The organism is Halococcus sp. IIIV-5B (assembly GCF_003602035.1).
GTDB lineage: Archaea > Halobacteriota > Halobacteria > Halobacteriales > Halococcaceae > Halococcus > Halococcus salsus.
On sequence record NZ_QZWE01000002.1, the window covers coordinates 96051 to 120802 of the forward strand.

At 54.9% G+C, this 24752-nt stretch carries 23 protein-coding genes and 2 pseudogenes; 10 read left to right on the forward strand and 15 right to left on the reverse strand.

The features are described from left to right. Positions 1 to 62 precede the first annotated feature (62 nt). Positions 63 to 563 (reverse strand): HEPN domain-containing protein, encoded by a 501-nt coding sequence (locus D3261_RS02455; protein WP_120068462.1) that lies wholly within the window; start codon positions 561 to 563, stop codon positions 63 to 65. Between the two features lie 435 nt (positions 564 to 998). Between D3261_RS02455 and D3261_RS02460 the strand changes: the two genes are divergently transcribed. From D3261_RS02460 to D3261_RS19535, 3 genes and pseudogenes are all read left to right on the forward strand, one after another. Then, positions 999 to 2210 (forward strand): restriction endonuclease, encoded by a 1212-nt coding sequence (locus D3261_RS02460; protein ID WP_120068465.1) that lies wholly within the window; start codon positions 999 to 1001, stop codon positions 2208 to 2210. Positions 2211 to 2243: 33 nt separating this feature from the next. Further along, positions 2244 to 2629, forward strand: a pseudogene (locus tag D3261_RS02465) (DNA-directed RNA polymerase subunit epsilon); the annotation flags it as partial. Beyond that, the gene (locus D3261_RS19535; protein WP_147464877.1) at positions 2629 to 2925 is read left to right on the forward strand and encodes a hypothetical protein; all 297 of its coding nucleotides are present in this window, start codon (positions 2629 to 2631) and stop codon (positions 2923 to 2925) included. The pseudogene D3261_RS02465 and the gene D3261_RS19535, both read left to right, overlap by 1 nt. Here the strand turns inward: D3261_RS19535 and D3261_RS02470 are convergent. Next, a complete protein-coding gene (locus tag D3261_RS02470; protein ID WP_147464878.1) occupies positions 2883 to 3983 on the reverse strand; it encodes a hypothetical protein in 1101 nt (366 codons plus the stop codon). The two genes, D3261_RS19535 and D3261_RS02470, sit on opposite strands and share 43 nt — an antisense overlap. Positions 3984 to 4524: 541 nt before the next feature. On the opposite strand from D3261_RS02470, the gene D3261_RS02480 reads away from it, so the two are divergent. The 3 genes from D3261_RS02480 (at position 4525) to D3261_RS20250 (ending at position 5990) form a co-directional block, all read left to right on the forward strand. Further along, on the forward strand, positions 4525 to 5298 hold the full coding sequence (locus D3261_RS02480) for a recombinase family protein (RefSeq protein WP_233553834.1): 774 nt from the start codon (positions 4525 to 4527) through the stop codon (positions 5296 to 5298). 89 nt (positions 5299 to 5387) lie between these two features. Beyond that, complete coding sequence (locus D3261_RS02485) at positions 5388 to 5786, forward strand: type II toxin-antitoxin system death-on-curing family toxin (protein WP_120068473.1); 399 nt, start codon at positions 5388 to 5390, stop codon at positions 5784 to 5786. Positions 5787 to 5819: 33 nt separating this feature from the next. Beyond that, positions 5820 to 5990: a hypothetical protein gene (locus D3261_RS20250; protein WP_199693884.1), complete on the forward strand. Its 171-nt coding sequence runs from the start codon at positions 5820 to 5822 to the stop codon at positions 5988 to 5990. Positions 5991 to 6107: 117 nt separating this feature from the next. On the opposite strand, the gene D3261_RS02490 is transcribed toward D3261_RS20250, so the two are convergent. Both D3261_RS02490 and D3261_RS02495 read right to left on the reverse strand, forming a co-directional pair. Continuing rightward, positions 6108 to 7274, reverse strand: coding sequence for a hypothetical protein (locus D3261_RS02490; protein WP_147464879.1), 1167 nt, complete (start codon positions 7272 to 7274; stop codon positions 6108 to 6110). Then, positions 7267 to 9021, reverse strand: coding sequence for a DEAD/DEAH box helicase (locus tag D3261_RS02495; protein WP_120068478.1), 1755 nt, complete (start codon positions 9019 to 9021; stop codon positions 7267 to 7269). The genes D3261_RS02490 and D3261_RS02495 overlap by 8 nt, the downstream gene beginning before the upstream one ends. Before the next feature lie 339 nt (positions 9022 to 9360). Here D3261_RS02495 and D3261_RS19540 point away from each other — a divergent pair, with 339 nt between their 5' ends. Beyond that, entirely contained in the window at positions 9361 to 9930 is a 570-nt protein-coding gene (locus D3261_RS19540; RefSeq protein WP_147464880.1) for a hypothetical protein, read from the forward strand. On the opposite strand, the gene D3261_RS02500 is transcribed toward D3261_RS19540, so the two are convergent. Then, on the reverse strand, positions 9924 to 12551 hold the full coding sequence (locus D3261_RS02500) for a DUF1156 domain-containing protein (protein ID WP_120068480.1): 2628 nt from the start codon (positions 12549 to 12551) through the stop codon (positions 9924 to 9926). The genes D3261_RS19540 and D3261_RS02500 overlap by 7 nt on opposite strands. Positions 12552 to 12736: 185 nt before the next feature. After that, positions 12737 to 13249: a hypothetical protein gene (locus tag D3261_RS20580; RefSeq protein ID WP_233553835.1), complete on the reverse strand. Its 513-nt coding sequence runs from the start codon at positions 13247 to 13249 to the stop codon at positions 12737 to 12739. 231 nt (positions 13250 to 13480) lie between these two features. On the opposite strand from D3261_RS20580, the gene D3261_RS02505 reads away from it, so the two are divergent. Together D3261_RS02505 and D3261_RS02510 are read left to right on the forward strand one after the other, a co-directional pair. Next, positions 13481 to 16012 carry a DUF499 domain-containing protein gene (locus D3261_RS02505; protein ID WP_233553836.1) on the forward strand — a complete coding sequence of 844 codons (2532 nt, stop codon included), beginning with the start codon at positions 13481 to 13483 and terminating at the stop codon, positions 16010 to 16012. Between the two features lie 2 nt (positions 16013 to 16014). Further along, positions 16015 to 16401, forward strand: coding sequence for a hypothetical protein (locus tag D3261_RS02510; protein ID WP_120068485.1), 387 nt, complete (start codon positions 16015 to 16017; stop codon positions 16399 to 16401). A 38-nt stretch (positions 16402 to 16439) separates the two neighbouring features. Here D3261_RS02510 and D3261_RS02515 read toward each other — a convergent pair whose 3' ends face one another. The 9 genes from D3261_RS02515 to D3261_RS02555 all read right to left on the reverse strand — a co-directional run bounded on the left by D3261_RS02515 (position 16440) and on the right by D3261_RS02555 (position 24099). Beyond that, positions 16440 to 18212, reverse strand: a complete 1773-nt coding sequence (locus D3261_RS02515) for an McrC family protein (protein ID WP_120068488.1) — start codon at positions 18210 to 18212, stop codon at positions 16440 to 16442. After that, entirely contained in the window at positions 18212 to 19453 is a 1242-nt protein-coding gene (locus D3261_RS02520; protein WP_120068491.1) for an AAA family ATPase, read from the reverse strand. The genes D3261_RS02515 and D3261_RS02520 overlap by 1 nt, the downstream gene beginning before the upstream one ends. 782 nt (positions 19454 to 20235) lie before the next feature. Next, positions 20236 to 20511, reverse strand: coding sequence for a hypothetical protein (locus tag D3261_RS02525; protein ID WP_120068494.1), 276 nt, complete (start codon positions 20509 to 20511; stop codon positions 20236 to 20238). Positions 20512 to 20576: 65 nt separating this feature from the next. Continuing rightward, positions 20577 to 21053 (reverse strand): TRAM domain-containing protein, encoded by a 477-nt coding sequence (locus tag D3261_RS02530; protein WP_120068496.1) that lies wholly within the window; start codon positions 21051 to 21053, stop codon positions 20577 to 20579. 3 nt (positions 21054 to 21056) lie between these two features. Then, complete coding sequence (locus tag D3261_RS02535; protein WP_120068775.1) at positions 21057 to 21347, reverse strand: PadR family transcriptional regulator; 291 nt, start codon at positions 21345 to 21347, stop codon at positions 21057 to 21059. Positions 21348 to 21453: 106 nt separating this feature from the next. Next, positions 21454 to 22188, reverse strand: coding sequence for a hypothetical protein (locus D3261_RS02540; RefSeq protein ID WP_147464881.1), 735 nt, complete (start codon positions 22186 to 22188; stop codon positions 21454 to 21456). Positions 22189 to 22292: 104 nt separating this feature from the next. Beyond that, the gene (locus D3261_RS02545) at positions 22293 to 22733 is read right to left on the reverse strand and encodes a hypothetical protein (protein ID WP_120068501.1); all 441 of its coding nucleotides are present in this window, start codon (positions 22731 to 22733) and stop codon (positions 22293 to 22295) included. Beyond that, positions 22726 to 23307 carry a hypothetical protein gene (locus D3261_RS02550; RefSeq protein WP_233553837.1) on the reverse strand — a complete coding sequence of 194 codons (582 nt, stop codon included), beginning with the start codon at positions 23305 to 23307 and terminating at the stop codon, positions 22726 to 22728. The genes D3261_RS02545 and D3261_RS02550 overlap by 8 nt, the downstream gene beginning before the upstream one ends. A 135-nt stretch (positions 23308 to 23442) precedes the next feature. Next, positions 23443 to 24099 carry a hypothetical protein gene (locus D3261_RS02555; protein ID WP_120068507.1) on the reverse strand — a complete coding sequence of 219 codons (657 nt, stop codon included), beginning with the start codon at positions 24097 to 24099 and terminating at the stop codon, positions 23443 to 23445. 198 nt (positions 24100 to 24297) lie between these two features. Between D3261_RS02555 and D3261_RS21000 the strand changes: the two are divergent. Beyond that, positions 24298 to 24722: pseudogene (locus D3261_RS21000) on the forward strand (transcriptional regulator). Positions 24723 to 24752: the final 30 nt, after the last annotated feature.

The following is a 24752-nucleotide window of genomic DNA, read 5'->3' on the forward strand; positions in this document are numbered from 1 at the left end:
TACTCCGCTCAGCGACTATCTAATTTCCTTGGAAGATTTGCACTGTAAAGCTGGACGAATACTCACCCGGAGAAATGGTTCACTTCCACGTATGAGATGATGTGCCGGCTTCCTCTTATGACTTCGTCAGCGTGGTCGTAGGCGTGGTCAGCCTCCATACGGTTCAAGAAGCTATTGGCTTCGATTGTTCGCTGACTCGTTTCAATGCCATATTCTGAGGTTGGATAGGAACTTCCATACAACTGATTGACAAATAGTATTCGGGCGATTTGCTCTGTGAAACGCGGCTCGAGCTCGGCCTCCGATGCATTGAGTGAATTTTCTGCGTCACCGCTGTCCATCTCTATGAAGTGCTCTTGTGGCACATTTACCCCCAGTAGTAAAAATAGAGCTTTAGTTGCGTGCTCGATGGCACACTGCGAGTGCGTAAAGAAAGAACCTGGGTAGTAGTTGGCGGCATTTCGTATTTCATCTCGACCGTGACTTCCTTTAGCTGCGTCGTAGGACCTTTCAGCGGATCCCAGTTTCTTTTTCGCCTCGTCAATATTGTCCTGTCGGACCATCTTCTTACTGTCCAGTTGAGAGCTACTCCGCAATTATAGTTCTGTTGAGATTTTATGCATACTACTCTTTATCGTCGGAATGCGCTTTCGAAATACGCGCACGAGTAGCATGATACCACGATCAAGATGGGACGCGACGAACGACGTCGGGATTCGCGACGTCAGAACGCGGATGCGAGGGAGGGCATCGGGCCGAACTGAGACCGCGAGAACATCAATTAGGTGTTAGAAGATGAACTATACCAAAGGGAGGGGGTCCCAAGGGCTTTCGATGTGACTCTTACCAAACAGTGATACGGATCCGTCTGAACGTTTGGTAAGACTACTCGAATGGCTAATTTGACGAATATTAGCAAAACAACTATTAGCACCACAGGGCTCATCATCAGGTTTTGAACCGAAGAATTTTGTCGAGTGGTAGTCACTACTATCTATATGGCTGATGATCTTGAATACGAAGTAGACAATATGTCTGGTTCTCAACTCGAAAAACTTCTTCCTGGATTTCTGCGAGCGCGCGGGTATGAGGTGAGAGAGACAAACCGAACAGGGAAAGATGGAGGTGTGGATGCGTACGTGTCTCTCGGTGATGCGTCCGGCATTGCTCATGCTAGTGTCCGACAAGATTGGCGTAGAAAGCTAAGAGATGATGCTTCAAAAGTCAAGGATTTAGAGGATGATGGTAAGGAAATTACTCTCTTAGTATATTTCACAAACCAATCCATAACCGAACCTAACATACAGGAAATGAATGAAGAGATAATGGATGAATATGATTGGAGGTTGGAAATATTTCATAAACCCTCCATCATCGGAACTCTTGAAAGCGACGCACCAGGTCTGGCTTATCGTTATCTTGATGTTGATCTCAATCGCGACCAAGACCATCTTGATGAGATACAAGAGATTCTTAGCACACGAATCGACACCATACAGTCTCGAGATGACTTCACAGGTGGGCTGCAACCAGGCCCAGTTGCAGTCCTTCATTTAGTACCGAGCGGGATAGCCTCTGGTAGCTCGGTCGAACGGGTTGAAGATCTCCCAAATCCTCCGATATGGGGTCATTTGACTGGAGCCCACTCACCCTACATGAATGGTGATGCGAAATATTGCACAAATGCTCGCTCAGAAACATTCCCCTCGTACACATATCTACGAACAGACGGCCTCTTTGAAGCTGTAACCACCACTCCGTTCGGTAAAAATGAGGGTGACAAATTCATATTCAACAACAATCAGGGCCGCCGTGTTTGGTTGGATCGAGACTTAGCACTGACTGCAAAAGCAGGATTGAATCGTCTCCAGAAAATAGGATTCAATGGCAATATCCACGCAGTAATTACCCTGATTGGTATCGATGGGTTTCGAATGACCGTTGAATCTCGGACATATGAACTGGCAGGAATCGACTATCCACGATTCAAGAGCGAAAAATACCAAACGAGAATGGTTGATACACCCGTTTCAGCTGGTGATTACGACCATGATGGGCACAGGATCGTTGTCGAGTCTCATGACATGATATATGACTGCTTGGAACCCCTAATCACGCAATATTGGCAGCAGGCAGGGCATAAGGATGGATGTCCCTATTTTGATGACGATCGAGATTGGATCGGCCCAGAATATTCGGAAGGAACGTGAACTAATTTCGCAGCGCCGTACAAAGTGGGTTGACGTGCTCACCGGCTCGAAAAGCTTCGATTGACCCATGCCTTGTGTAGTAGCCTCAATCTTACCCCGTGGCAGCGCGACCGAGCTATCGGGACCATGGTCGACCTCGCCCTCACTGCCTTCGGGAGTCAGCGTGCCATCCCGAAGGTCGCCCTCGTCGTGATCCGTCACGTCGTCGACCGCGAACGTGAACATCATCTCGGACTCCACGACGACGAGTGGATCGCCAACCAACCCCGGAAAAGCTGGGCGAACTTTACGACCAGTTCCACTCCATCACCGACGAAGAGCGATTTACGAGCCTCTGTGAGGCGCGGATAACGGGCTGGTGCGCGCTTGATGATGATTCGCTGTTCGATGGCGTATTCGCGCCATCGGGAGGTCTTTGATGGCGCTCTCAGCGAGCGATTCGGATGTTGACTGCTCGTTCCAGCCCAATGACGTGATTCGCTGGTCGGGCGCGAGCTGGCGCGTCGTCGCGGTCGACGGCCGGTTCTTGGATGTTGAACGGTACCGGGATCGCCGCGCGATTTGTGAAACCGGAGACGAGCTGATGATCGACACTGCACTTCTCGATCAAAATCCCACAGCGCGCTTGTTATCTTCGGCGAAGTTGTACTCGCTTTCCAGTATGAAAACACATCAATCAAACATGAAATTGAACGCTTCATGTGGGTCGTTCTGATTTTCTGCTGGGAGGGACGTCAAAGCCTGTTCAATCCGGGCGTCCTCAATGATTGAGAATTCTTCATCATTCTCTACTTTTTCACGAATGATTTCGAGCACAGAATTAGCGGTCAGTGCAAAGAACAGCAAAGCAGTTGTGGCGATGTTCATATCATAGGTAGCATTCACATCTCCATGCATTATCGCATGCCGATGCGCCCAAAAACAGTCCCATTTATATTGCGAAAAGTTCGAAACATCGTCGCTTTCCACACCGAAATAGGCACGGTAATTTCGCTCAAGAGCAGTTTGCTTGTCACTTGTTTTGTATTTTGGAAGCCCCGAATCGTTCGTGCCGTTTTGAGAGATATCCTCGTCTTGAGAGCAAAGACACCAAAGAAGCGAGTCTTGGACAGTGATAAATATATGAATCGCAGCGTATGGACGCTCTGGTTCGTTCCGAAAATCATCAAGACCGTCTTTCATCCGTTCGACAACATTCTCAAAGTACTCATCGTCGGTTTCCTCAAGATCAGTTATGAATTGTTCTGCCCATTGTTCCGCCACAAGCTTCGCAGTAGGGTGGGGATCGACTGACTCGTATCTCGCTGGCATTTCTAACTCGATCTGATCCTCGACTGCCAGCCGAATCTTTTCACGCCACTCGGTCAGGATGTTGTATACCGAAGACAGATTATCGTTGTATGCCTGTAGAATACCGGACACTTGCTGTATGGAATTGACAGCTGGCTGTATCTGTTCCATATACCGATTCACATTCCTTTCCGTGGCCTGCATCGCACGAAGGCTCTCCTGATACTCTAGCGAAAAACGACGCATCTTATTGAGATCTATATTTTTCTCTATGGTCTGCTGTGCTCTTGCCATATTTACTATCGCCTCTCCCATCGAATTACTTTGATTGAGTCGCTGGCGGAAGCCTGCAATAGGATCCAGTGCATCTTGTATCGCTGATATCGCTGATAAAACGCCTCTGCTGCTCGACGGGGTTGGTACACCAGTAGATTCGCTGGTGGAATCAGATCCTTCGTCCACATTTGTGTTTTCTTCAGCCATTTTCGATGTGTCAGATATGTTTTCAAATCTTATGAGTTCTTCTCATCAGCGTCAGTGGATCTGTGCAAGAAATGTTAGAGGCTACCTTAGAACCGACTCTTGAACAACAAGGAAATTGCAGGGATGGCTACTGGTGAGTCGCTACTTCGTAGTGTAACTCAACAGCGTCGGATCGCGCTCGGAGAGCATCTGCTCGCACAGCGCCTGTGAACTGAACAAGCCACTTGCCATCGAGGTGTTCATCACAACTGGTGAGCGCGAGAACGCACTCACCCCGGACGATGACCTCGACGAAACACAACAGGATAATCCAGCGATCTACAAGTCAGGTGCCTACTTCCAATTCAAGGCCCAATTGTATCACGTCGGTCTTCTCACTAGCGGTGGAACGGATAGCGGAGAGCAGGCACTGAGCAACGAGTGGCAACTGGAGCACGCTGTAAGCCTGTGAGTGGGGAATTACAACAAAGTCAAATGGCCATTGTGACGAGAGCTACACCTTTGATTCCACGTCGTTTACTCGCCCACTGCCGAGACATTAGTGGTGCAGTCAGCCGCTATCTACGCCCGTGTCAGTACCCCCGAGCAGCACCTCCAACGGCAACTTGACGAGTGCCGTGAGCACATCATTTCGAACTCCCCAGAGGTCACGAGCATCGATACGTACACGGACGTTATCTCAGGCGTCTCCAAACACGGTGGTGAACAGTACCGCGAACTCACCGAGGCTATCGAAAACCATGACTACGACCTCGTCGTGGTTCACGAGATCTCACGACTCTCGAGGCTCGGTGCTGGTGAAATTCATCGATTTATCCAACGTTGCATGGAACGAGAGACAGTCGTTGAATCGCTCGACCTCGGCCTCTCAATCCACGTTGAGGACCCACCCATCCAGCGAACCATCTACACCATGATCGCTAGCATCATGGGCGATCTCGCGAAGATCGAACACGAGCAGTACCTTCTCCGTATCCAATCAGGGATCCGAGCCGCCCAGCAGGCTGGGAGGTGGACCGGTCGGCCACCGCGTGGCTTCGTGACCGACGAAAACGGGGTTCTCCACGTTGATATCGAGGAATTTCTCAGAACTCGCGAGGCGCTTCTCCGTCTCAAGCATGGTGAGCGGAAGTTGGTCGTCGCCGAAAATTCGGGGATCCCTCGGAGCACGCTCGTTGGACTGTTCAGGGACGAACAACGTCGCGCTATCTATCTCGATGGTGTAGCTACCGACGACCGTCTCAATCGTGCTCTCGCCGAACTTCGTGCCTTCTCGGACTTAGCACCAAACGAATTAAAATCGAGGTTCGACTGATGGTTCCCTCAATTACCTGCTCAAGAGCTCTGTCGGGACGAATACGACCGTGAGAAACGACTATACGAGCTTGGAGAGGAGATTCGAGTGTGAGCGACGAGTTCGTGTACCCCTCCGTCGATCTGATTCTCGATCTCCACGCACAGATCGTTGAGGAGGGGGATCTCACCGAACCAGGTGTGAGGTCAGAGGACGCGGTCGAATCAGCCCTCCAGTACGTTTCTGAGGGGTTTTTCGGCGAGGTACCGGACTCGCTCCATCAGAAAGCAATCCATCTCATGCGACTGCTCGTTGCGGATCATCCGTTCGTCGATGGGAACAAACGAACAGCACTCCGCACAGTGGTTGTCTTCTACATGCTGAACGGGTACACGTTCGAGTACGGCGACGAGATTCGTGCCCTAATGCACCGATTCGCGACTGACGAGACGGACGTCGACACCGAAACAGCGGTCATCTACTTCCGAGCCTGTGCTCGTCGGAACTGATTAGTGGACCCAACAGCTACACTTGGTAGGAAGATGGCATCGAGTGTTGATTCCTCGACGAAGCCCGACGACGATGTCCGCCAGCTGTACGAGCGGTATCAATCGGCGACTACTGAGGAAGAACGCCACGAGATCGCCCTCGAAATGGGACGACTCGACGCAGAGCGTCATGCCGACATTTACGCTGCGCTTGAAACCGAATAGGTCGCGATAGCCGCCTTGTGTCGTTTCTTCCCCTGTGTATAGCGGCGTTCTCGCTACCCGCGAGCACCGCATTAAGCGGATACCTTCCCGCCAGTCTGAGCAACCAATAGTTTCTCACTAGGTATTCGCGCAGCAAGCTGATCCGATGAATTGCTGGCTATCGAGTGTGAGAGGATTCGCCGACGTGATCTCCTGGCCACAACGCGTACAGGTTGGGCTGTTAGTCACGCCAATACCGACAGCGTACGGGTATGAGACCGCTTTCGAAGCGTCTTCCCCCCTCAAGGTGAGCGTGAGATCACCTCGTTCGTAGTAAACTACTGTGGCAGTTGCAGGATGGATACGGATTGTGAGTGAATGTCGGTCGCGTATTGCTTCGTGCTTCTTCGGGAATCCGTTCTCGATTTTCGTGGTGAGGTCAGTCACTTCCGAGCGGAGGTCGGCGACCTTTGACCGTAGCTGCTTTCGCCTTCGGAGCGCGCGTACTCGAGCGCTCTGTTCAGCGGTTGTATCTATGGCTTCATTAACTTCGGTCAGTCGTTCGATGGTTCGGTCGATCTGATCACTCAGCTCATTCCGTTGTTGGCGCACGAGCTGCCGGTACTCGTCGAACTCGGTTTCCGCGGCATGGCTCGCTTGCTCGCGGATCGCCTGTATCGTAGGCCCGATCTCGTTCTCGACGCATTTTCGTGCATGCTCAAGTCCACTCGCTATCGACTGCTCGTCGATGCTTAGACCAGCAGTGATTCGTTCGTGCGTACCGTTCTCGGTGAGATCTAGGTAGCTATCCGCGAGCTGGGGGCGTTCCTCTCGGTCAGCAAGGTCGATAGCCACTGCGCGGAGTTTCTCCGTTTGATACTCGCTCACTGTCTCGATGCCGATGTGGAAGAGCGCACAGAGCGCCTGTCGGTCGTAGTACGGGGTGAACGTCTGGTCGGTGATCTCCAGCGGTCCAGCAGTGATCCAGGACGGTAGCTGGATTTCCCAGTGTTCATTCGTAAGTGTGAGCGTCCCAGTCGGCTGGCGTGCTGCAGCTTCCTCAATGAGTCGGTCAACAAATGGGCTCTCCGGGGCGATGGTGAGCGCATCGTCGCTTGTCTCTTCGAGATCACCAGCGATCTCGACGACCGTTTCGTCGAGTTCGAATTCAGTCTCCGCATCGCTTGGAAGGGAAACCGTCCACTGACGTTCGTTTTTTACTATGTCCGCACCGAGCGAGCGAAGATACGACTCCGCGAATCGTTCGACGGCTCGTTCGGTCACAGCCATTGCGGCGTCAGTCATCGCTCGCTCCCAGATCGAAGCCATCGAACACGCCGTTGTTGAAGTCGTTGAGTTTGTCCGCGAGGTCGCGTTGCTCCTGGAGGTCGATGGCCATCGCATCAAAATCATTCTCCAAATCGAGCGCCGATCCCGCCCCGACCAGCCGTTCGAACACTTCGTCCTCGAAGTTTCGACCGGTCTGTTCTAGTCGGGTGAGTATCTCACTGAGTTCGCCGACGGACTGCTGGAAGAGGTCGATCTTGTGATAGAGACGCTCCAGTACGTACTCCTCGATGGTATCCTCTAGGGCAATGTTGAAGACGTAGACCTCGCGGTCCTGGCCGATCCGATGGATGCGACCGATCCGCTGTTCGACCTTCATCGGATTCCACGGCAAGTCGTAGTTGACCATCACGTTACAGAACTGGAGATTCCGGCCCTCATTCATCGCGTCCGTCGAGACGAGCACCCCGCCCTCGTCTTCGAACCGTTCGACGATATCCTCCTTTTCGTCGCTGGAGTGGCCGCCGTGGAAAGCGTGCGTCGTCCAGCCCTCCCCGGCGAGCGTGTTTAGGATGGCCTGTTGGGTGGCTCGAAACTGCGTGAAGACGATCACTCGCCCTTTCTCGACGCGTTCGCGGGCGTTGTCCGTAATCGCCTGGACTCGTTCCAGTTTAGTGGGACTTGTTACTGCCTCGGCGCTGTCGAGTATCGCTTCGAGTTGTTCAATATGGTCGGCTGGAGTACTCTCGTCCGCCAGTCGCTTCTCGACCGTCCGTTCGAGTGCTGCTGGACTGCTGACGACTTCCTTCTGGAGCGTCATCAACACGAGCTTCTGGCCTTGACTCTCGGCGTAGGCTGTCCGGACGTACTCTGTGACCGCCTGATAGAGGTCACGTTCGGCGGGTGAGGGGGCGAAGGTCCGAGTCGTGACCCGCCGCGGCGTGAAGTCGATATCCGTCTCCTCGCGGAGCGTGCGGATCATCACTTTTCGAAGGCGGGTTTGGAGTTCGTCGCGGTTGACCAGCGTCTCCTGGGACGTGTTGACGAAGTAGTGATGGAACGCCTCGCGGGTCCCAAACAGCCCCGGACGGAGGAGCGAGACTATGTTGTAGAGGTCCGTGACATCGTTCTGGATGGGTGTCGCTGTGAGGAAGAAGGCGTAGTCGTAAGCGAGGTCCCCAAGGAGTTCATAGCGGTCGGTGTCCTCGTTTTTTACGTAATGGGCTTCGTCAAGGACGAGTACGTTCCAGTCACGCGCGAGGACGGTTTCGCGGTGGCGCTCGCTCTTTGCGGTGTCGATGCTGGCGATGATATGGTCGTGAGCATCGAACCCAGCGAAGTCATCGTCGTAGTTACAGGTGAAGTCGAGACCGAACTTCTCGAGGAGTTCTGCCTGCCACTGCTGGGCGAGTTGTGCCGGGGTGAGAACGAGGACGGCGTCGTCGGTGCCACGATAGCGCATTTCTTTGAGGATCATGCCAACCTCGATGGTCTTGCCGAGACCCACCTCGTCGGCGAGGAGCGCCTTGCCGTTCATCTCGAAGAGCGCCCGGTGGGCGGCGTTGACCTGGTGTTCGAGGAGTTTGACGTTCGACTCGTCAAGATGCGAGAGCGAGCGTAATTCGGTATCGGGCTGGCCGGCCTTGAGGCGGTTGGCCCACGCGGTGAGGAGGTGGTCGTCGAGATCGACGTCGGTGGCGAAGCGTTCGGCGAACGCCTCGGTGTCACCATCGCGCCACTCGACATCCAGGAGGTTGTCGGTCATTTTCTGACTGCTACCCTCGATACTACTTGCATGTCTATGATTTTAGACTGTATCTACACTACTAAAATTGTGCATAATCCCAGTTTATCCGCATCTGAGAAAAACCCTATATCACCAGTCAATAGCCACTGCTGGTTCTAACAACACAGGCTATATTCGTCGTCGAGTTTGAAGTGTTCTGTTACCAGAATGAGTCTTGCTACAACGTTACTTTCGGGTGCTGTCGGCGGATTCATCGCTACAATAGGCTCAAAGTGGCTTTGGAAATTCTATTCACGACCAAAGTTAGACTTTGCTCCAGGAGTACTCAAGCAAGGCGAGTCACAATTCGAAGAGCAAATGACTTGGGGCCAGTATCATGTTGAAATATCCAACAAAGGTCGATCTTTAGCGTCCAATTGTAAACCGAAAGTTCGGTTTGTTGGGCATCAAGACACAACAGAGCAGAGACCCAGGCTCGGTCCAGACGGGATTGAATCTCGTGATGTTTCCGTCTACAAGAGATACATCATTGACATCACCCCAAGCTGGAATGAATCAACATCACCTACAAGAGTCGACTTGAATCGAGGGGAGACTGCACAGTTCGATTTGTTCGCAGTTCACTCTGAGCCAGCACCTCCGGACGGCATTGATAGCAGGATTCAATTTGGCGAGCAAAAAACTATAGACGAAATAAGAGAGTCCGGGGAAGTATGGGAAACCAATCCTGTCCGAATAGAAACATATGAGGAGGAGGAGAGCTCCCATCCATTGGTAGATACGGCACCAAAACTGAGTAAGGATGATTTAGACAACATCGAGTGGAGCGAACAGAAGATTCAGGTCACATCGGCTGATGCGAGCAGGCTTGAAGGGATATTAGACATTACATGGAATGGGTCGACCCCGGAAGTCGAGGTTCAGTAGTCGCTGAGGCGCGATTCGAGAATGTTTCGGTAAGTATTGTCGCCGGTGGCGTCGGCGAGGCCCTCACAGAGTTCCCGGAGGTCGTCAGTAACGTCCCACTCACTCAAGTAGCCCGAGACGGACTTGCCGTGTTCCCAACGATAGCGGAGGAACTGGGCCTTGTCGAGGTCAGTGAGTTCCTCGTCGTTCTCGACGCGATTCTGGATGTATGCGATGCGACGTTCGTCGTCCCATGTTCCGAGCGCGAAGCCATCGTCCATCCGGTAGAGACGCATATCCTCCATGCGCTCGGGCGTGGCGTTGGTCCCGCGACAGAGCTTGTTGAGGTCGTTGTAGCCGGGGTCCGTATCCTCTAGGAGGTCGAGAAACACATCGATCTCGCCGATGTCGCTGCCGTCTTGGATGACGCCATAGATCTCATCCACGACTTCTTTGGCACTCATCATCTCGCCGGCGCGTTCGACCTCACCGTGGTGTTTCGAGTACTCGTGGAAACACCGGCCCATCTCGACCACGCCGATGTCGCCCCGCGAGAGGTCACGGTTTTCTTCGAGTCGCTTTCGAGTTTTCTTGGCCGTGCGATAGATGTTCCGCCGGAGGCTGTTCCACGAAATCGGGTCGCGCTCGTCCGCCGGTCGGGCGATGATGATTATGTCGAACTCGACCGCCTCGCCCGAGATGAATTTGTTAATGTCTGCAGAGATCGGATACGTTGCCGTCACCTCGAAGCCAACGTCACACAGCGATTCAAGTAACTCACCCCACGAATCGGAATCGCTGTGGTGGTAGGTGAATGCAAGCACGCCGTCGTCTTTCAATGCACGATGAACAACCGAAAACGACTCGTGGAGTTCCGACTCGAAATCCTCGGAGGTCTTGCCTAAGAATGGGTTGGTGACGATGCTCTCGGCGCGTGGCGTTTTCTCCTGATCGAATCCCTCGTACTCGCCTTCGAGAAGGATTTTTTGCCAGACGTAGAAGTAGTCGGCTACCTCAGAGTAGATGATGTTATCGTAGTACGGCGGGTCGGTGATGACCGCATCGTACTCATCTTCAGCGTCAATGCGACGCATATCGCCTCGATGGATGGTTGCGTTCTCGCCGATTGGCTGAGAGAATGGCGGCGTTTCGGCGTTATTGTCATCCTCAACGTAACGCTCGGTAGGTGAGTGAGCGTACCTTACCCCATCTAATATCATCTCAAACATCGCACTAAATGTGCCACTTCCCCAGACACTTCCCCAAACATTGTTTTCGACTGGATACATTGGAGGGGCAAAAGAATTGTTCCGGAAAAAGTCACCAATCTTGTTATGAGATGTATTGTAGGAAACCATGCTGTTGGTGTATCTCAGCGACTCTGAAGCGGCCAGAATGAGGAACTCCTGAGCGTTCTTGTTTTTGATATTCCCAATAGATCTGAGTAGTTTTGCAAGCGCGAGGAGTTGACGTATAGTGAACATATCCGACCATTTCTCGTAGCCGTGGTCGAAAACCGGATTTCGCTCGGAGACCATATGTCCCGGTGGAATTGCCTCATTCGGGACGTACTCGTGGAGCTCCGGAGACGACTCCCATTCTTCGCGGGCCTGCTCGAACAGTTCGATATCGGCGTTCTCGGCGCGTTTGTAGCCCTTCACGGCGCTCTTTTCGCGTCCGTGGTCGTCACAGGTCGGACAGTAGTACTCGAGCGCGTAGAGTCGGAGGTCGAACCCACCCTGTTCGCCGATGGCGTCCGTAATGGCGTACTTCGCGCCGCAGTCCGGGCATGCGTACTTCGATCCGTTCACGTTGCCCTCCTTCGGGACGAACTCATGGGCGCACTCGCTACACGTCGATTCCGACTGCCAGTCGTCCACGCGAACCACCGACTCACAGTCCGGGCAGAGGACGTTGTACTGCTCGCTGTGCTCGTAGCGCCCCTTCGCCACGCGGTAGTCCTTGAATAGCGGTACTGTGTGCCCGCAGTCCACGCAGTCAAGTTCCTTCACCCAGAAGTTGTACATCACGTCCGCGTCGTGACCCCCATTTGGGCATGGCGTTTTGTAGTAGTCAAGGATCTCCTCGGCCACGTCCTCTTTGACCTGCTCAAACGCGGCTTCGAGTTCGGCGACGTTGGTCTGGCCGGCTTCGAGTTCTTTCTTCGTAACGAACCATGCCACCGGGTTGAGGTCGTATCCCACTGATTCGACCCCGAACCGCGAGGCCTCCACCAGCGAGGTACCGCCACCCATGAACGGGTCAAGGATCTTCTTGTCCTCAATCCGGACGTCTTTGGGGTAGAGTTCCCAGAGCGCGTCGGGATCGGCGATATCGACGGTGTCGAGGAGTTCCTGAATATCGTTCGCACCCGCCCCGAAGTCCGATAGCGAGCCGTTCTCGCCGGGTTCGTGGACAGTGACTTTTTCTGGGTTGTCAAGAAGCGCGTAGAGACAAATCGTTCGAAAGACACAGCCGAGACGGCGCGCCCACCACTTATGCATTGTGTAGATTGGACGATAGTGCATCTTCGCCCGGCCCTCCTTCGCCGCGATCTCGTTCACGCGCTCAATAGGAAACCCCTTCTCGATAGGGAGGGTCGTGCGCTCGTCTTTGTTCGGGCGGTGGATTTCCTCTGACATCGGTCTTGTCGAAGCCTCACGGCGTATCTCCCTATAGTTTTTCATCCTCACAGACTACTGAGATAACAACCACCCGTCTCCGCCAGAGATGGTGGAAAGCTCGTCGCCAGCTACACCGGACTGCCAGCCGATTCGAACCCTGTTCGAGAGCGACTCACCACAGTTTTTATGCTGTTATCGTTCCATCACGGAATTAATTGATGGCGAGCACACAACCGCTCTCCCGAACGATCGCCGATACGATCACGGTAAGCCGGGAACTCCGTGAGGAAGGCGAGATCGACGGCCAGGTCAAACTCTACAACGTCGGCGACGAGGACGAGTTCGAGGCTGAAGCGTCCACCTTCTTCGATCGGACGTTGATGACCCAGGGACTTAGGGAGGCGTTCGTCGATCTCCGTGACGCCCTCCGTGGCGACAGCAACTACGGCACCCAAATTCTCTATGGCTCGTACGGCAGCGGGAAGTCCCACCAGATGGTGGCGCTCTACCACTGTTTCGCCTCCCCAGATGCGGCCGGGACGTTCGGCGACCGGCATGTTGACGGCATTGGTGAGTCCCTCCCCAACGAGACGGATGCCGAAGCGATCACTGTCTCGCTCCAGGACTACCAGCCCGAGTATCTCTGGGAACCGTTCTTCGACGCCCTCGACTATGACCCTGGAACCTTTGAGAGCGGGGGCTATCCCGACCGACAAACCGTCCTCGAAGCGATCGGAGATAAAACAGTCGCGTTCCTCGTCGACGAGCTCGAAGACTGGTTCGACACGCTCTCGGGCCAGCGGAAGACAGCCAATCGCGGCTTCCTCCAGTCGTATCTCGAAGCCACCGACGCGGACGACGCCGACGCGTTCGCCATCGTCTCAGTCCTCCGTCGGGGCTCGGAGGTACACGACATCCTCGAACGCGAGAACGCCTCCGAGGTCAACATGAATAGTAAGGTGAGCAAACGCGACGTACTCCGCCACCGCCTCATCGACGATATCGACGAAGACGCGGTCGAATCGATCACCAACGACTACGTCGACGCCTACGCCGACAACGACCATGTACCGGATGGCGACCTCCCGAGCGACCTCACACGCGAGATGCGGGAGGCGTATCCATTCCATCCGGTACTCCTCGATGCCCTCGAAACCCGATACTACGCCGACGAAGGTAATCAGAACACCCGCGGGATGATCTATCTCTTCTCGAAGATTCTAACGACAACGGCGGATCCAGAAGCTGACCCCAACAACGAAGACAGTCCACGACTCATCGAACAGACCGATTTCGTCACCCATGGAGATATCGACGCCGTCCTCTTTGAGGACGAACTTTCGCGGATCAACTTCGACCGCCCAAACGTCTGCATCGAGGACATCCGAAATAGGGTTGATCCCGAAGCGATCCCGTTTGGGCGGCGGATCCTGAACACGATCCTCCTCTATAGTTTGACGCCCGACGAAGGCGAGGGCGCTGGCACGGCGGAGATCGTGATGGGCGCGTACCGAACGGGGGACCTCGTCTCGGATGTCGTCCTCAACCTCGAACAGCTCTACGGCGTCGCGTGGTATCTCCACAAGCTGAATGGGAAGTACGCTATCCGAGACCGCCAGAACCCCAACGCACTCATTCAGAATGAGGCGAACGAAGTCGACGAGGATGATGCGCTCGAAGAGATCGCCGGGACGGTTGCGGACGTATTCGGTGTGAACGCCTATCCGGTAGGGTTCATTGATGGTGACCTCAAAGAGGTTCCCGACAGCCGAGAGATCAAAATTGTCGTCAAGGCTAACAAGTGGACACCAGAAGACGTCCAGACAGTCATCAAGCACGCCGGCGGCAGTCCTGGCCGTGAGTGGCGTAACACCCTCGTATTCGTCCAACCCAGTGATGACAAGGTGATCGAATCGGGGACGGGCTTCATCGAGAAGGCGCGGTATATCCATGGGGCCGAAGAAGTACTCAAAGACGAGTCACTCGACGACGAGATACGCTCGTCCGTCGAACGCCAGCGAGAGGATGAACGGCGAGAGCTCCGTGATCGGGTGGAACTCGCGTATGGTGAGATCCTTGACGGCGATGACCTCCTCAACGAGTTCGACATGGCGGCCGAGATGGATCTCGACGTTTTCGTTTCTGGTGACGAACCACTTCACGCGGGGGATATCGCCAACAGTGTCGCCGCCGAGGGAATCGATCTGCGAACACACGTCTGGCCGATCGTCGAGGACTTGCTCGACCGCCGAGGTGAAGCCAGTCTCGAAGATATCTACCACCAGTTCCTCCGACAGCCAACGTATCCTATACCGGGGGATCCAAGCGCGGTGGTGGATGCCGCAGTTCAGGCGCTTGCCGACAAGCCTGTGGTTAGCCACGGACCGAAAGGGTTCTCGGAATCGTTGGACGGGAGTTCCCTCGACACGATGTTGCTCAACGAGAGCGACGTCGCGCGATGGACAACCGAGGATGTTGAACGGGAACTTCGACAGCGCTTCGGCAGTGGAACGAAGTCCATCGATATCGGGAACTTCGAACTCGAACTCCTCGACGGGAGGGACGTCTGGCTCGAAGGTGATAGCCACGATACCGTCATGACGGCCGTTGGACGCCTCTCGCAGGACGACAAGTACGTTCTCTACAGCGGCGCGAACGTCGTCTCGAAAGCCCAATCCGATGCGACGATTCGGGACGTTTCGGATGCCAACCCGATCGGGAGCGGCGAGGTACGAGAGCGGGTCGATGACGCGTTGGAATCGGACGGTCGGGCCGACACTCGGCGTGTTCTCGAGGCGATCCGGCGCGACGAGTCAATTTATCTCCCGGGGGACGAGACTGACCAGATATTTCGAGAGGTAGTGAGTGATGCGCTCGTCGAGAACTATCGCATTGATATCGATCGCGAGTACGTTGCATCACTCGGAGACCGTGACCCGACAAACGTGAGATTAGTTCCCATCGTGTCTGACGACGTTGGCGACGAGATCATCGCCTACTTGAGCGATTTGGAAGGAGGTGACGAGTTTACTGTCGGCAGCGTGGCGGGCCGGTTTGATTCAGGTGTGACGAAAGCGGCCGTCCAGACGTTCCTGTTGGATCATCTTGGACGCGACTCGGAACCGGAGTACGTCATCGCTTCGGACGGATCGGGCGACCCGACACGGTGGTCACCGGGATACGAGTTCCGTATCCCAAGTGGGGGCTGGCGCTTCCAGTTCAACGGAGACGACGTAGCGGAACTACGTCGGAAGTGGCGAAATGAAGAGGACTCTGGGGAAGTTACGTATGGGGAAGTTCGGTTCAAGTTGACCGACCGGATGGGGATTCCCGGACCACTCCAAGGGACGGCGAGGATCCAAGAGACGATGACGAAACTCACGATTGAACCCGATGAGGACTACACACAGGTCCGTGACCTATTCGAACGAATGCCGGACGAGGCGACGAACATCTCCGTCGAGATAAACTTCGAGTAAAGATGCCGGAACCAGGCAAACTCTCAGGCGAGTACAATATCGTCGTCAGAGGCGAGTGTGACCTCTTCGACCACCAAGTACCGGTCGAAGAGTTCGAACGGATGCTTCGAGACGACGACGTTCCCGGTACGGTCTGTGTAGTCAATCTCGGCGACGCGCTCAAAAACGACGAGGCGGCGGCCGAATTGTCGAAGCTGATGGACCGTCAGGCAAACACCTTCGAGACGAGGTCGTCGCTACCCACGATCCAGTTCGTCGTCGAGGACTCGTTTCAGCGTCGACACCGAGACTTCGAACTTCAGGTAGATGGGAGCCTGTACCGTCTGAGCCGTGTCTTCGGGCCACAGATAAAGCGACGAAGCAGCGGATGGCTCACTGCGCCATTCTAAAGGACAGTAGGGGCTGATTCGCTCAGAAGTGAAATCACTCAGAGCAGGCGAAAACCACTCTCGACGACGACGTCTTTTGGACTCCCATCGTCCTCACGAACGACGAAGTAGAGGTCGATGCGCTCTTTTCCATTCTCGTCCCTGAATACAGGGACGCACGTCGTCGTCTCGGGATCGTGTTCCCGACAATGTGTTTTGATCTGTCGTCGAGTCCACTTGCCTTCCTGTTCGAGGTCGGAGCGTGAGTGATGCTGTGATGATAGCGTGTCTGCTGCTGCGTTGATCACCCGGAGCGAGAACTCGTTGACGTTGCTGAAGTCGAACGGGCCATTGGACTCGGTGAATCGATGCAAATTGGTTGCATCGTACTGATCCAGGCAGAGAGCGTGTTCCTCGACAGCTTTGTAGACGGCAAGTGCAGGATACCGATCTGTGAGTACCCCATGTAAGTATCTACGAATACTCGCGTGATATGCGGTGAGGGAGAATCCGCTATCCTCGGGCGAGACGATACGCAGTTCCGCTCCAGTCTGTGCAACGGTGCGGGTTCGTGGTTCGGCGAGCGGCGTCAGGAATCCCATGTATTCGGTATCGAGGAGGTAGGCGTAGCTGAAGAGGCGGGAGCGAGAGCCTCCATTCTTCACAGGGTCCTTTCCTTCGGCGTAGTACTTCGAGTCAAGGACGGCGAGCGTCGTATCACCCTCCTCGACGGCGTGATCTGGCTGGTGATACACCTGTTCGTTATCGAACGGCTTCAGCGTCGGTGAGCGGACCGACGAAACGTTCTCCGTCTGGTCGAGACGGTCGTACTCTCGTATAGCACGGAGTTCGTCCTCAATAGCGACCTGCGAATACTGCTCGAAGAGCGACTCCATATTTAGAACGTAGTCTACGACCAGCTCGCGGTCCCCTTCCATCGTTGGTGTTCCAAGCGAAGACGCAACGACAGCTTTCGAGACCTCGATAGCTTGCCGGTAGTAGTGTCGTTGCTTGGGGAGGTCACGTAGCGAAAAGCGGCGGTACTCCGGGATACGTCGGTACCCGCTGCTTACGTCTAGCCTCTCCAAGTGGCGTATCTCTTGGTGGATCTGAGAGAAGATATGGTAGTACGCTTGGTGATTGTATTTGCTCTCATACTGCCGAAACAGGCGAAGCAGGTGCGTCCCGGCGTAGTGAAGCAGCGAGTTTGCGGACTCGTCGTAGTTGACCTCCTTCAATAGGCAGTGTTGCTGTGGCCGGCCCTCGGCCTGGTTGACGAGTGATTGTTCGACGTCGATGACGCCTCGGGGTTGCTCGAGGTCGGCCCGTCGTGTCTCCAATCGACGAACGAAACCGTTTCGATGGATGTCCTCGAGTCCGTTCAGGTAGTTGATCGCCAATATCAAGAAGACATCTTCGAGATCAATGTCCTCAGTTCGAAACTCGGAGAGGGGAATTCCGTGGTACTCGACAGAGCGACGACGACCGTGTACCGCCAGCAGCATATCGAAGATAGAGTCCCAGTCGATCTTCGGTTCGATCCGTAGCTTTGAGCGCGGAGTAAGACTGATGATACCAACGTTGTCACGGGCTGAGACATGCATGACCGGTCCGTCGAGCCGCACCCGGACAACCCGATATTCTTTGTCCTGATCGTCGAGCGACTCCTGAGTTTTGACGAAAGTGGTGTCCGTTTCTCGCTCGAATGATGCTCGTTGAAGCTGTTCGCCAATGGACGGTGGACACCCCTCAATCCGGATTTCACCCCGCTCAGGGATACGGAACGTTCCGGGGCTGTAGGTGTACGACTCGTCGGGCGCAGCGCTACTCATTATTGGTACGAACCCATTCGGCGCTGCTCGGCCTCGAGCTCTCGCCCAGCGAGTTCAGCGGCGGGATCGAGGTCGAACGATCCGAAGGAGTCGTTGAGCGCTCGGTAGTGCTCCTCAATCTGTTCTATCTGCGGGAACGCTGCAGAGTTCAGGAGGCGGGGAACGATGAACGTACGGAAGGCCTGTCCAACTGCTCGCTCGGGGTCATCCATGTACAGACTCTCGTCTTGGAGAGCTTCACGAAGGAAGACGGTTACGTCGTGGTAGTGCATCGGACCGAACCGCATGATCGGGCCACGTGAGGCGTGTTCAGAGCCATGATTGATACCGTCGTAGTCACGTTCGAAGAGGTCGAGGAGTTCGGCATCGTCGAGAAGCGGGATGTCCTCGAGGTTGCTCTCGATCCAGCCGTTGAACAAGGCCCGTCGGTCCTTGTCGTCGTACTCGTCGAGTTCGATCATCGCAAAGCGTCGCGTGATCGCGTTATCGAGTTCGTTGACCGTCCGGTCCGACATGTTCATCGTGCAGATAATGCTCAGACGCTCGTCGAGTTCGATGGTTTCGCCGTCGTCGGTCTCGATCAGGGTCTGGTTTCGGTTCTCGATAGCAGTGTAGAGCGGCCCGAATATCTGTGAGATGTCGGCCCGTGTGATCTCGTCGAGGATAACGGAGTAAGATATGTCGAAATTTCGAGCTCGTCTGACTCCCTCTGAAACAGCACCAAGCTCGGTTTGATACCCCAATGATTGCATACCAGTCGAGCCGGTGAGCTTCGGACCGATTCCACCGATAATGTCCTTTGCCGTCCAAGATGGAGTTGCAGTATGTAATGAATAGCCTACGCAATGCTGGAGAGCGAGCTGCTTTGCAAACGTGGTTTTCCCAGTTCCAGTCGGGCCATAGAGAACGACGGGTTTGCCAGTTCGAAGTGCTGTTCGAGCGTTGCGCTCCACGTCGTCTGGAACCAGCATTTGCTTAGGAGTATCATCACCACGAGTGATGACTGTCCGTTTCAGTCCCTGTGAGGCATGTGGCGATTCGAGAACGGCTTTTCTAATTGCTCCGATACCCTGATCCCCTTCGTAATGAATGTCTAAATTCTGCTCGCGAATAAGGAAATCCAGGACATCTTCACCGGCTGCCTTTTGGATGGCACTAACGACGTGGTTCGAGCCAGCACGGAGGACTTTGAGATTGTCTTTCGCGTCCTCTACCGTGTAGTTTCCCGTGGAACCACTCATTTGTTGCTTAAACTCAGTCTATCTACTTAAATCACCGTTCGAGATAGACAATGAATTAGAGAGCCACCGGATCAGATGGTTCGCTAGTACAGAGATGGTAGTGCATTCCTTCTCCTCGAAGAGATTTCGCTATTGCCCTTGGTAATGAGCTCGGAACGAGGGCCGTTTATGTCGATTATTCTACTGTCGAAAAGGTACTCCTTTCTGAAGATGGTGGTTGAGAGCATCTTCAGTCAGTCCCTCAAGCGACACTTCCCCTCACCCCATTTCATTTCGGCTGTGGAGGACCACACATCATAATCTAGAAACTAACCGACATCTGCAAACATCTCCAGTGCTATGCCTGAACATCGTGACTGTCTACCACCGCTGTCTCTTCTGTCAACAAACCTTTGAGATCGGCGCTAAGGGCTACAAACCCCTAAAGAAGCACATCAGACGCGAGCATGCCGAAGAAAAGCAGAGAATCCCTCTTGCATAATGCACTCCATGCTATAGATCCATGTCGAACAACGTGAGGAGCACTGAACTATCTGGGAAGTTGAACCCTAACGCTCCGAATCCTACTTCTTTCAATGGTACTCTTTCCAGATACAGAGTTGGAGATGCAGCGCTCCTCCTTTTCCTCCCGAAAAACGAAACCCGCTGCAAACCTTTTGGGTTCTCCCCACAGGATCTGTCCCAGCATGTTCTTACCTAACAAAGAATGCTATCCTCGATCCACTGTTAGGTAAGACGCTCCGGAACCTCCGGAAACAGTGGTGTGTCCTACTTGGTGCTTCTCAATCATCGGTTGGGGTGATGTAGACTTCGTCGTCGACGTAGTAGATATGGCCACGCTGGAAGAGCACCTCCAATGCATACGTCGCATCCCCTTCAGTGAAATCCTCATCTGCCACGAGGATAGCTGTAGCCTCATCCTTCGTGAAATCCACCTTCGAACCCCCACCTTCATCGCCACCATCCTCGTCGTTAGATTTGGTCTCGTCTTCAGCCGCTGCAGCAAGGATATCGAGAGCGTCCTCGGCGAGCGGCGGTAGTCGACGCTCCCAGTCCATACCGAATGTTCGTCCCCAGTAACATTGAATGTACGTCCGACGCGCGTCAGACGTTCTTCAGCAGGCTATTCGTCATCATCGGGGATTTCAGCTGCGAGCGTTTCTCCTGATTCCCGCGACGGTGCATTCCTACTCGTAGAATCGGATTCGCGAATTTCTGCGAACGCGACGTTCTCCCTCGCGTTTTCGATCTCGACGGTCACTTCATCGCCTGGACGGGCTCCTGGGACGATGACGACGTATCCCCGTTCGACTTTCGCGATACCGTCGCCTTGGTCACCCAGCGATTCGATGATTACCTCACGGATATCCCCGCTCTCGACCGGCGGAGCCTGCTCATCAGGCTGGCTCTGAGTTGATGTAGGCGATGTCGATGACGTCGGTGGCTCCGGGCCCTCCAACAACACAACACGATAGGTTTCGCCTGCTGTGAGCGAGCCTTCTTCGAGTTCCGAGCGAGGTACTTCGAAAGTATAGGAGCCGTTCTGCTCTTCGAGTGACGTGGTGAACAGACACTCAAGGGAATCAGGAATTTCGACCATCGGCTACCCCTCCACCGTCAGATACTGATCTTCCCAGTCCCGGCGAGCGTCGATCTCGCGCTGGCCACGCTCAGTGAGTCGGTACCAGTTTGTCCGGTCGTCGACACTCCCTTTCTCGAGGAGGCCCATCTCAGCCAAGTCATCGAGGTTCGGATAGAGGCGTCCGTGATTGATCTCACCCGAATAGTGCTTCTCGAGTTCTTCTTTGATCGCCAAGTCGTATGGTGGTGATTCCTCATCGAATCCTGCAATCACGTAGAGCACATCTCGTTGAAACGCAGTTAAATCGTCCATCATAGCATCGGAATATGACGCGGAATGAATTTATGTGCACTGATCTCAGCATTTCAGTGAGTCCCATCAGAAACCACTCACTGACCGTTCTCTAACCGGCCGAGCCTCATGGGTCCCGATCCTGTACCTCAAGCTCACGGGCGCGCGCCGCTGCTTCGATCAGTCGAGTGCCGAGTTCACGCGCGTCCGCCTCTTCGATTCGGAGTTCAAGACTCACATGCTGGTCGTCAGGGCTATCCCATATATCGACAGTGACTGTCCCTGCCTTGCTATTCTCAGTTGGGGTACCCCACACTTCGATATCGATCGGTCCATTGTAGCCCTCTACGGGCGAGCGAACTTCCATCTCTCCAGGGAGCAGAGCCCCGTGAGCACTGCTTTCGGAATCGAAGTCGGCGACGCCATCACTCTCGGGCGTCGGCCGTGTTTGAACGATCCTCGAAAGGCTGCCATGAACGAACTGCACATCGTATTCCCAGCGCTCGCGGGTCTCCGTCCCGACATCGAACGACGAGTGGACCGAGAACGAACCGTGCCAGTCGGGAAGTTGCTCCCACCACTGCTCGGCCGTCCGCGTCGGCTGATACGCTATCCCCGATAGCGGGTGGTCATCTTCGACCTCAGCCCGTTTACGGACCCTCTCACGCTGTTCGGGAGTCCACTCGTCTTCGGGAATCGGCTCGGTCTCACAATTGTACTTCTCCAGCGAGCCATCACCGCCGATCCGGTAGCGCTCCATTCCCGGGTGGCCGAGGTTCTTGGTCTGCCACTCGGCTTCGTGGGCTGGGACCCCGAGCCGGCCAGCATCGTAATTCGGGAGACGCTCTCCGATCTGTGGCATGAATGCGACTCGATCAAATACTCCCATCGAAAATCCTCTCTGTTCGTTCTCATTCGGCTGCGAGGATTCAACGTTTTCGCCTCTTCAAGTCTGAATTACTGTCGTCACGCCCAGAAGGCTTTGATATGAGCATCCAGTTCGTCGAGTATCTCTATCACCATCTCACGCCAGTCCTGTGAATAGGACGCATCGGTTCCAGGTGTCGCCGCATCCGATGGCGGGTGGAAGTGGTCTCGTGAGTTGTGCGTGTTCGGGTGGCGGTCCCAGCGACACTCCCAGCGATCACCACCCTCCCACTGCTCGGCGTAATGGAAACTGAAGTCGTCGTTCTCGTACCATCGGACTTGGAGAGAGGCCCGTTCCACCTCAACTGGGAAGTATCCAAGATCGAACCTGAGCACGACCGAGTTGGGTGCATAGTCCGGCCGATACTCCACGTCCTCGAATCGCTCGCTCCCCGCAAGTCGGTGACCCAGCCGGTCGAGGACATCGTAGTCTATCGGTGCCGTGTCTTCGCCCGAGTCGAACCCTCCGCCGTCAGGCATCGATACGATGTGGCGTTCCGCCAGCGAAGGGTTCGTCACGCCGGGCGGCATCGAGGATTTCAGCCCGCTTCTGCACCGTTTTCCATTCCGAGAGCGTCTCCCACATCTCCGTGACCTCGGCGGCGCCGGTGCTCTCTACCAGCGATACCTCGTCCGGGTGTGTGACTCCGAACTGCTCTCGATAGCCTTCGAGTTCGCTGAGTGCTGTTTCGAGCTCGCTCACGATCTCTTCGTCGGTGTACTGAGTTCGGATGCGCTCAACCCGTCGCCACCGCAGATACGACCGATTCGATTCGTACCGGACTGGGCGACCCGGATACTCGCGAACGAACCCAGCTTCGGCGAACCACTCGAGATAGTCGCGTGCAGTCTCCGTATCGCAGTCGACACGGTCTGCGATTTCGGCGACCGGTGTCGGCTCTCGGAGCTGGAAAACGACGTCCAGCATCCGCTCGCGAATTGGTTGGTCCCTGACGAGAGCCTCCGGCTCTTCCCAGTCATCGAACGCCGGTGGATCCCCATCTCGGCCGGAAGGGGTGCTATTAGCGGTCATTAGATCGAGTCCGTCGATCACTACGGAATACTCTGTAATATACGCTTTGCTAACTGTATTATTTCTGCTTCAACAAAGGCCTTGAGGACATCGCAGTCCAAATCCCTGAGAAGACTATCAAGAGGCGATGGTCCAAGGGAAGCCAGCAATGACTGCTCAGAAACCGCCAGCGCCACCACAGGTACCGCCAGCCGCACCGGCACCCGCCGCACCTGTTCCAGCACAGGTCACCGCACCCGCACTCATTCCTGTGGCCATCATCGCTCCGTTGGTCACGATCGCGGCGTTTCTCGTTTGACTGTAGTTCTTTGATTCGCCCCATGCCACCGGCGCGATGTCGTCATCAATGTCGTCTGCCTCAAGAATCGCATCTCGTAGTTCGTCGACGCCGAACCCAGCATCCGAGACGAATCGATCAGCGAGGTCCGGCGTAACAGCGACCCGGCGGCACTCTTCAGCCTCGAACAGTTCGTCGCCATCGAACGTGAACTGGACGTCGTAGTGGCGCACGAACACGTCTTCGAGTGCTGGCTGGAGCGCGTGGAGTCCTTCACCCACGAGCTCCCACACGAGGTCATAATCGGGGTCCTCGACGCTCTCGCCCAGCGAGAAGCGTGCTATCGGCACTACGATCGGTTCGTCTTCGGGACCCTCGTTCACGACTGCGATACCCGTCACCGCACACTCGTCAATGCCGTATGCCGTAGTGTCGACGCGCTCGGTGAGCATTTCGTCTGCTTGGTTCTGGCGGTCTTCGAGGTCGACCTGTTCGTCAGGCGTGTCCTCTCCGAGAAGCCGGTCAAGTAGTGACATTACACTCCCCTGTAGTGCCAGGCACTCACTTCGGTGTTTCCTGTTTACCCTTGGAAACCGAGGAACATTACCCAGAGCCAAAGGCGAACTATTCCCCACAGAGCCGAAGCGGCAGACGCCAGAAACCATCGAAGCAATCGAGTTCCCCGGCATGATAGGATTCAGAGACCGTTTCCTCGGAGAAATCGAAGAGAACCCATGACAAAGAATACCCTCAAAATCACATTCGGGGAGCAGATGATCACCGTAATACAGCACGCGAGCGCCTGCGCCGGGCCGAAGCTGGCGTAACTGGTGACGCCATCGAACAGGACGCACGCTTCGTTCTCGACTTCGAGAGTTTCGGCGAGGTCGAACGACTCATGCGACGCTCGAGTCTCGAGCTCGTTGAAGCGATCGCGACCGAACAGCCATCGAGTATCCGAGCGACTGCCACGGCCGTCGACCGCGACTACAAGGATGTCCACCGGAACTTAGACGAGCTCGAATCACTCAGCGTCGTCGAGTTCGTCACAGAGGGGACGAGCAAGAGACCCATTCTCCGAGCAGGGACGACGGAGATCGACTTCTCGTTTCGGTGGGGAGATCCCGAGATCCGGAATCAGAACCACGCTGAGGCGTGATTATAGCTAGGGTTCCACCAGTTGTTCTCA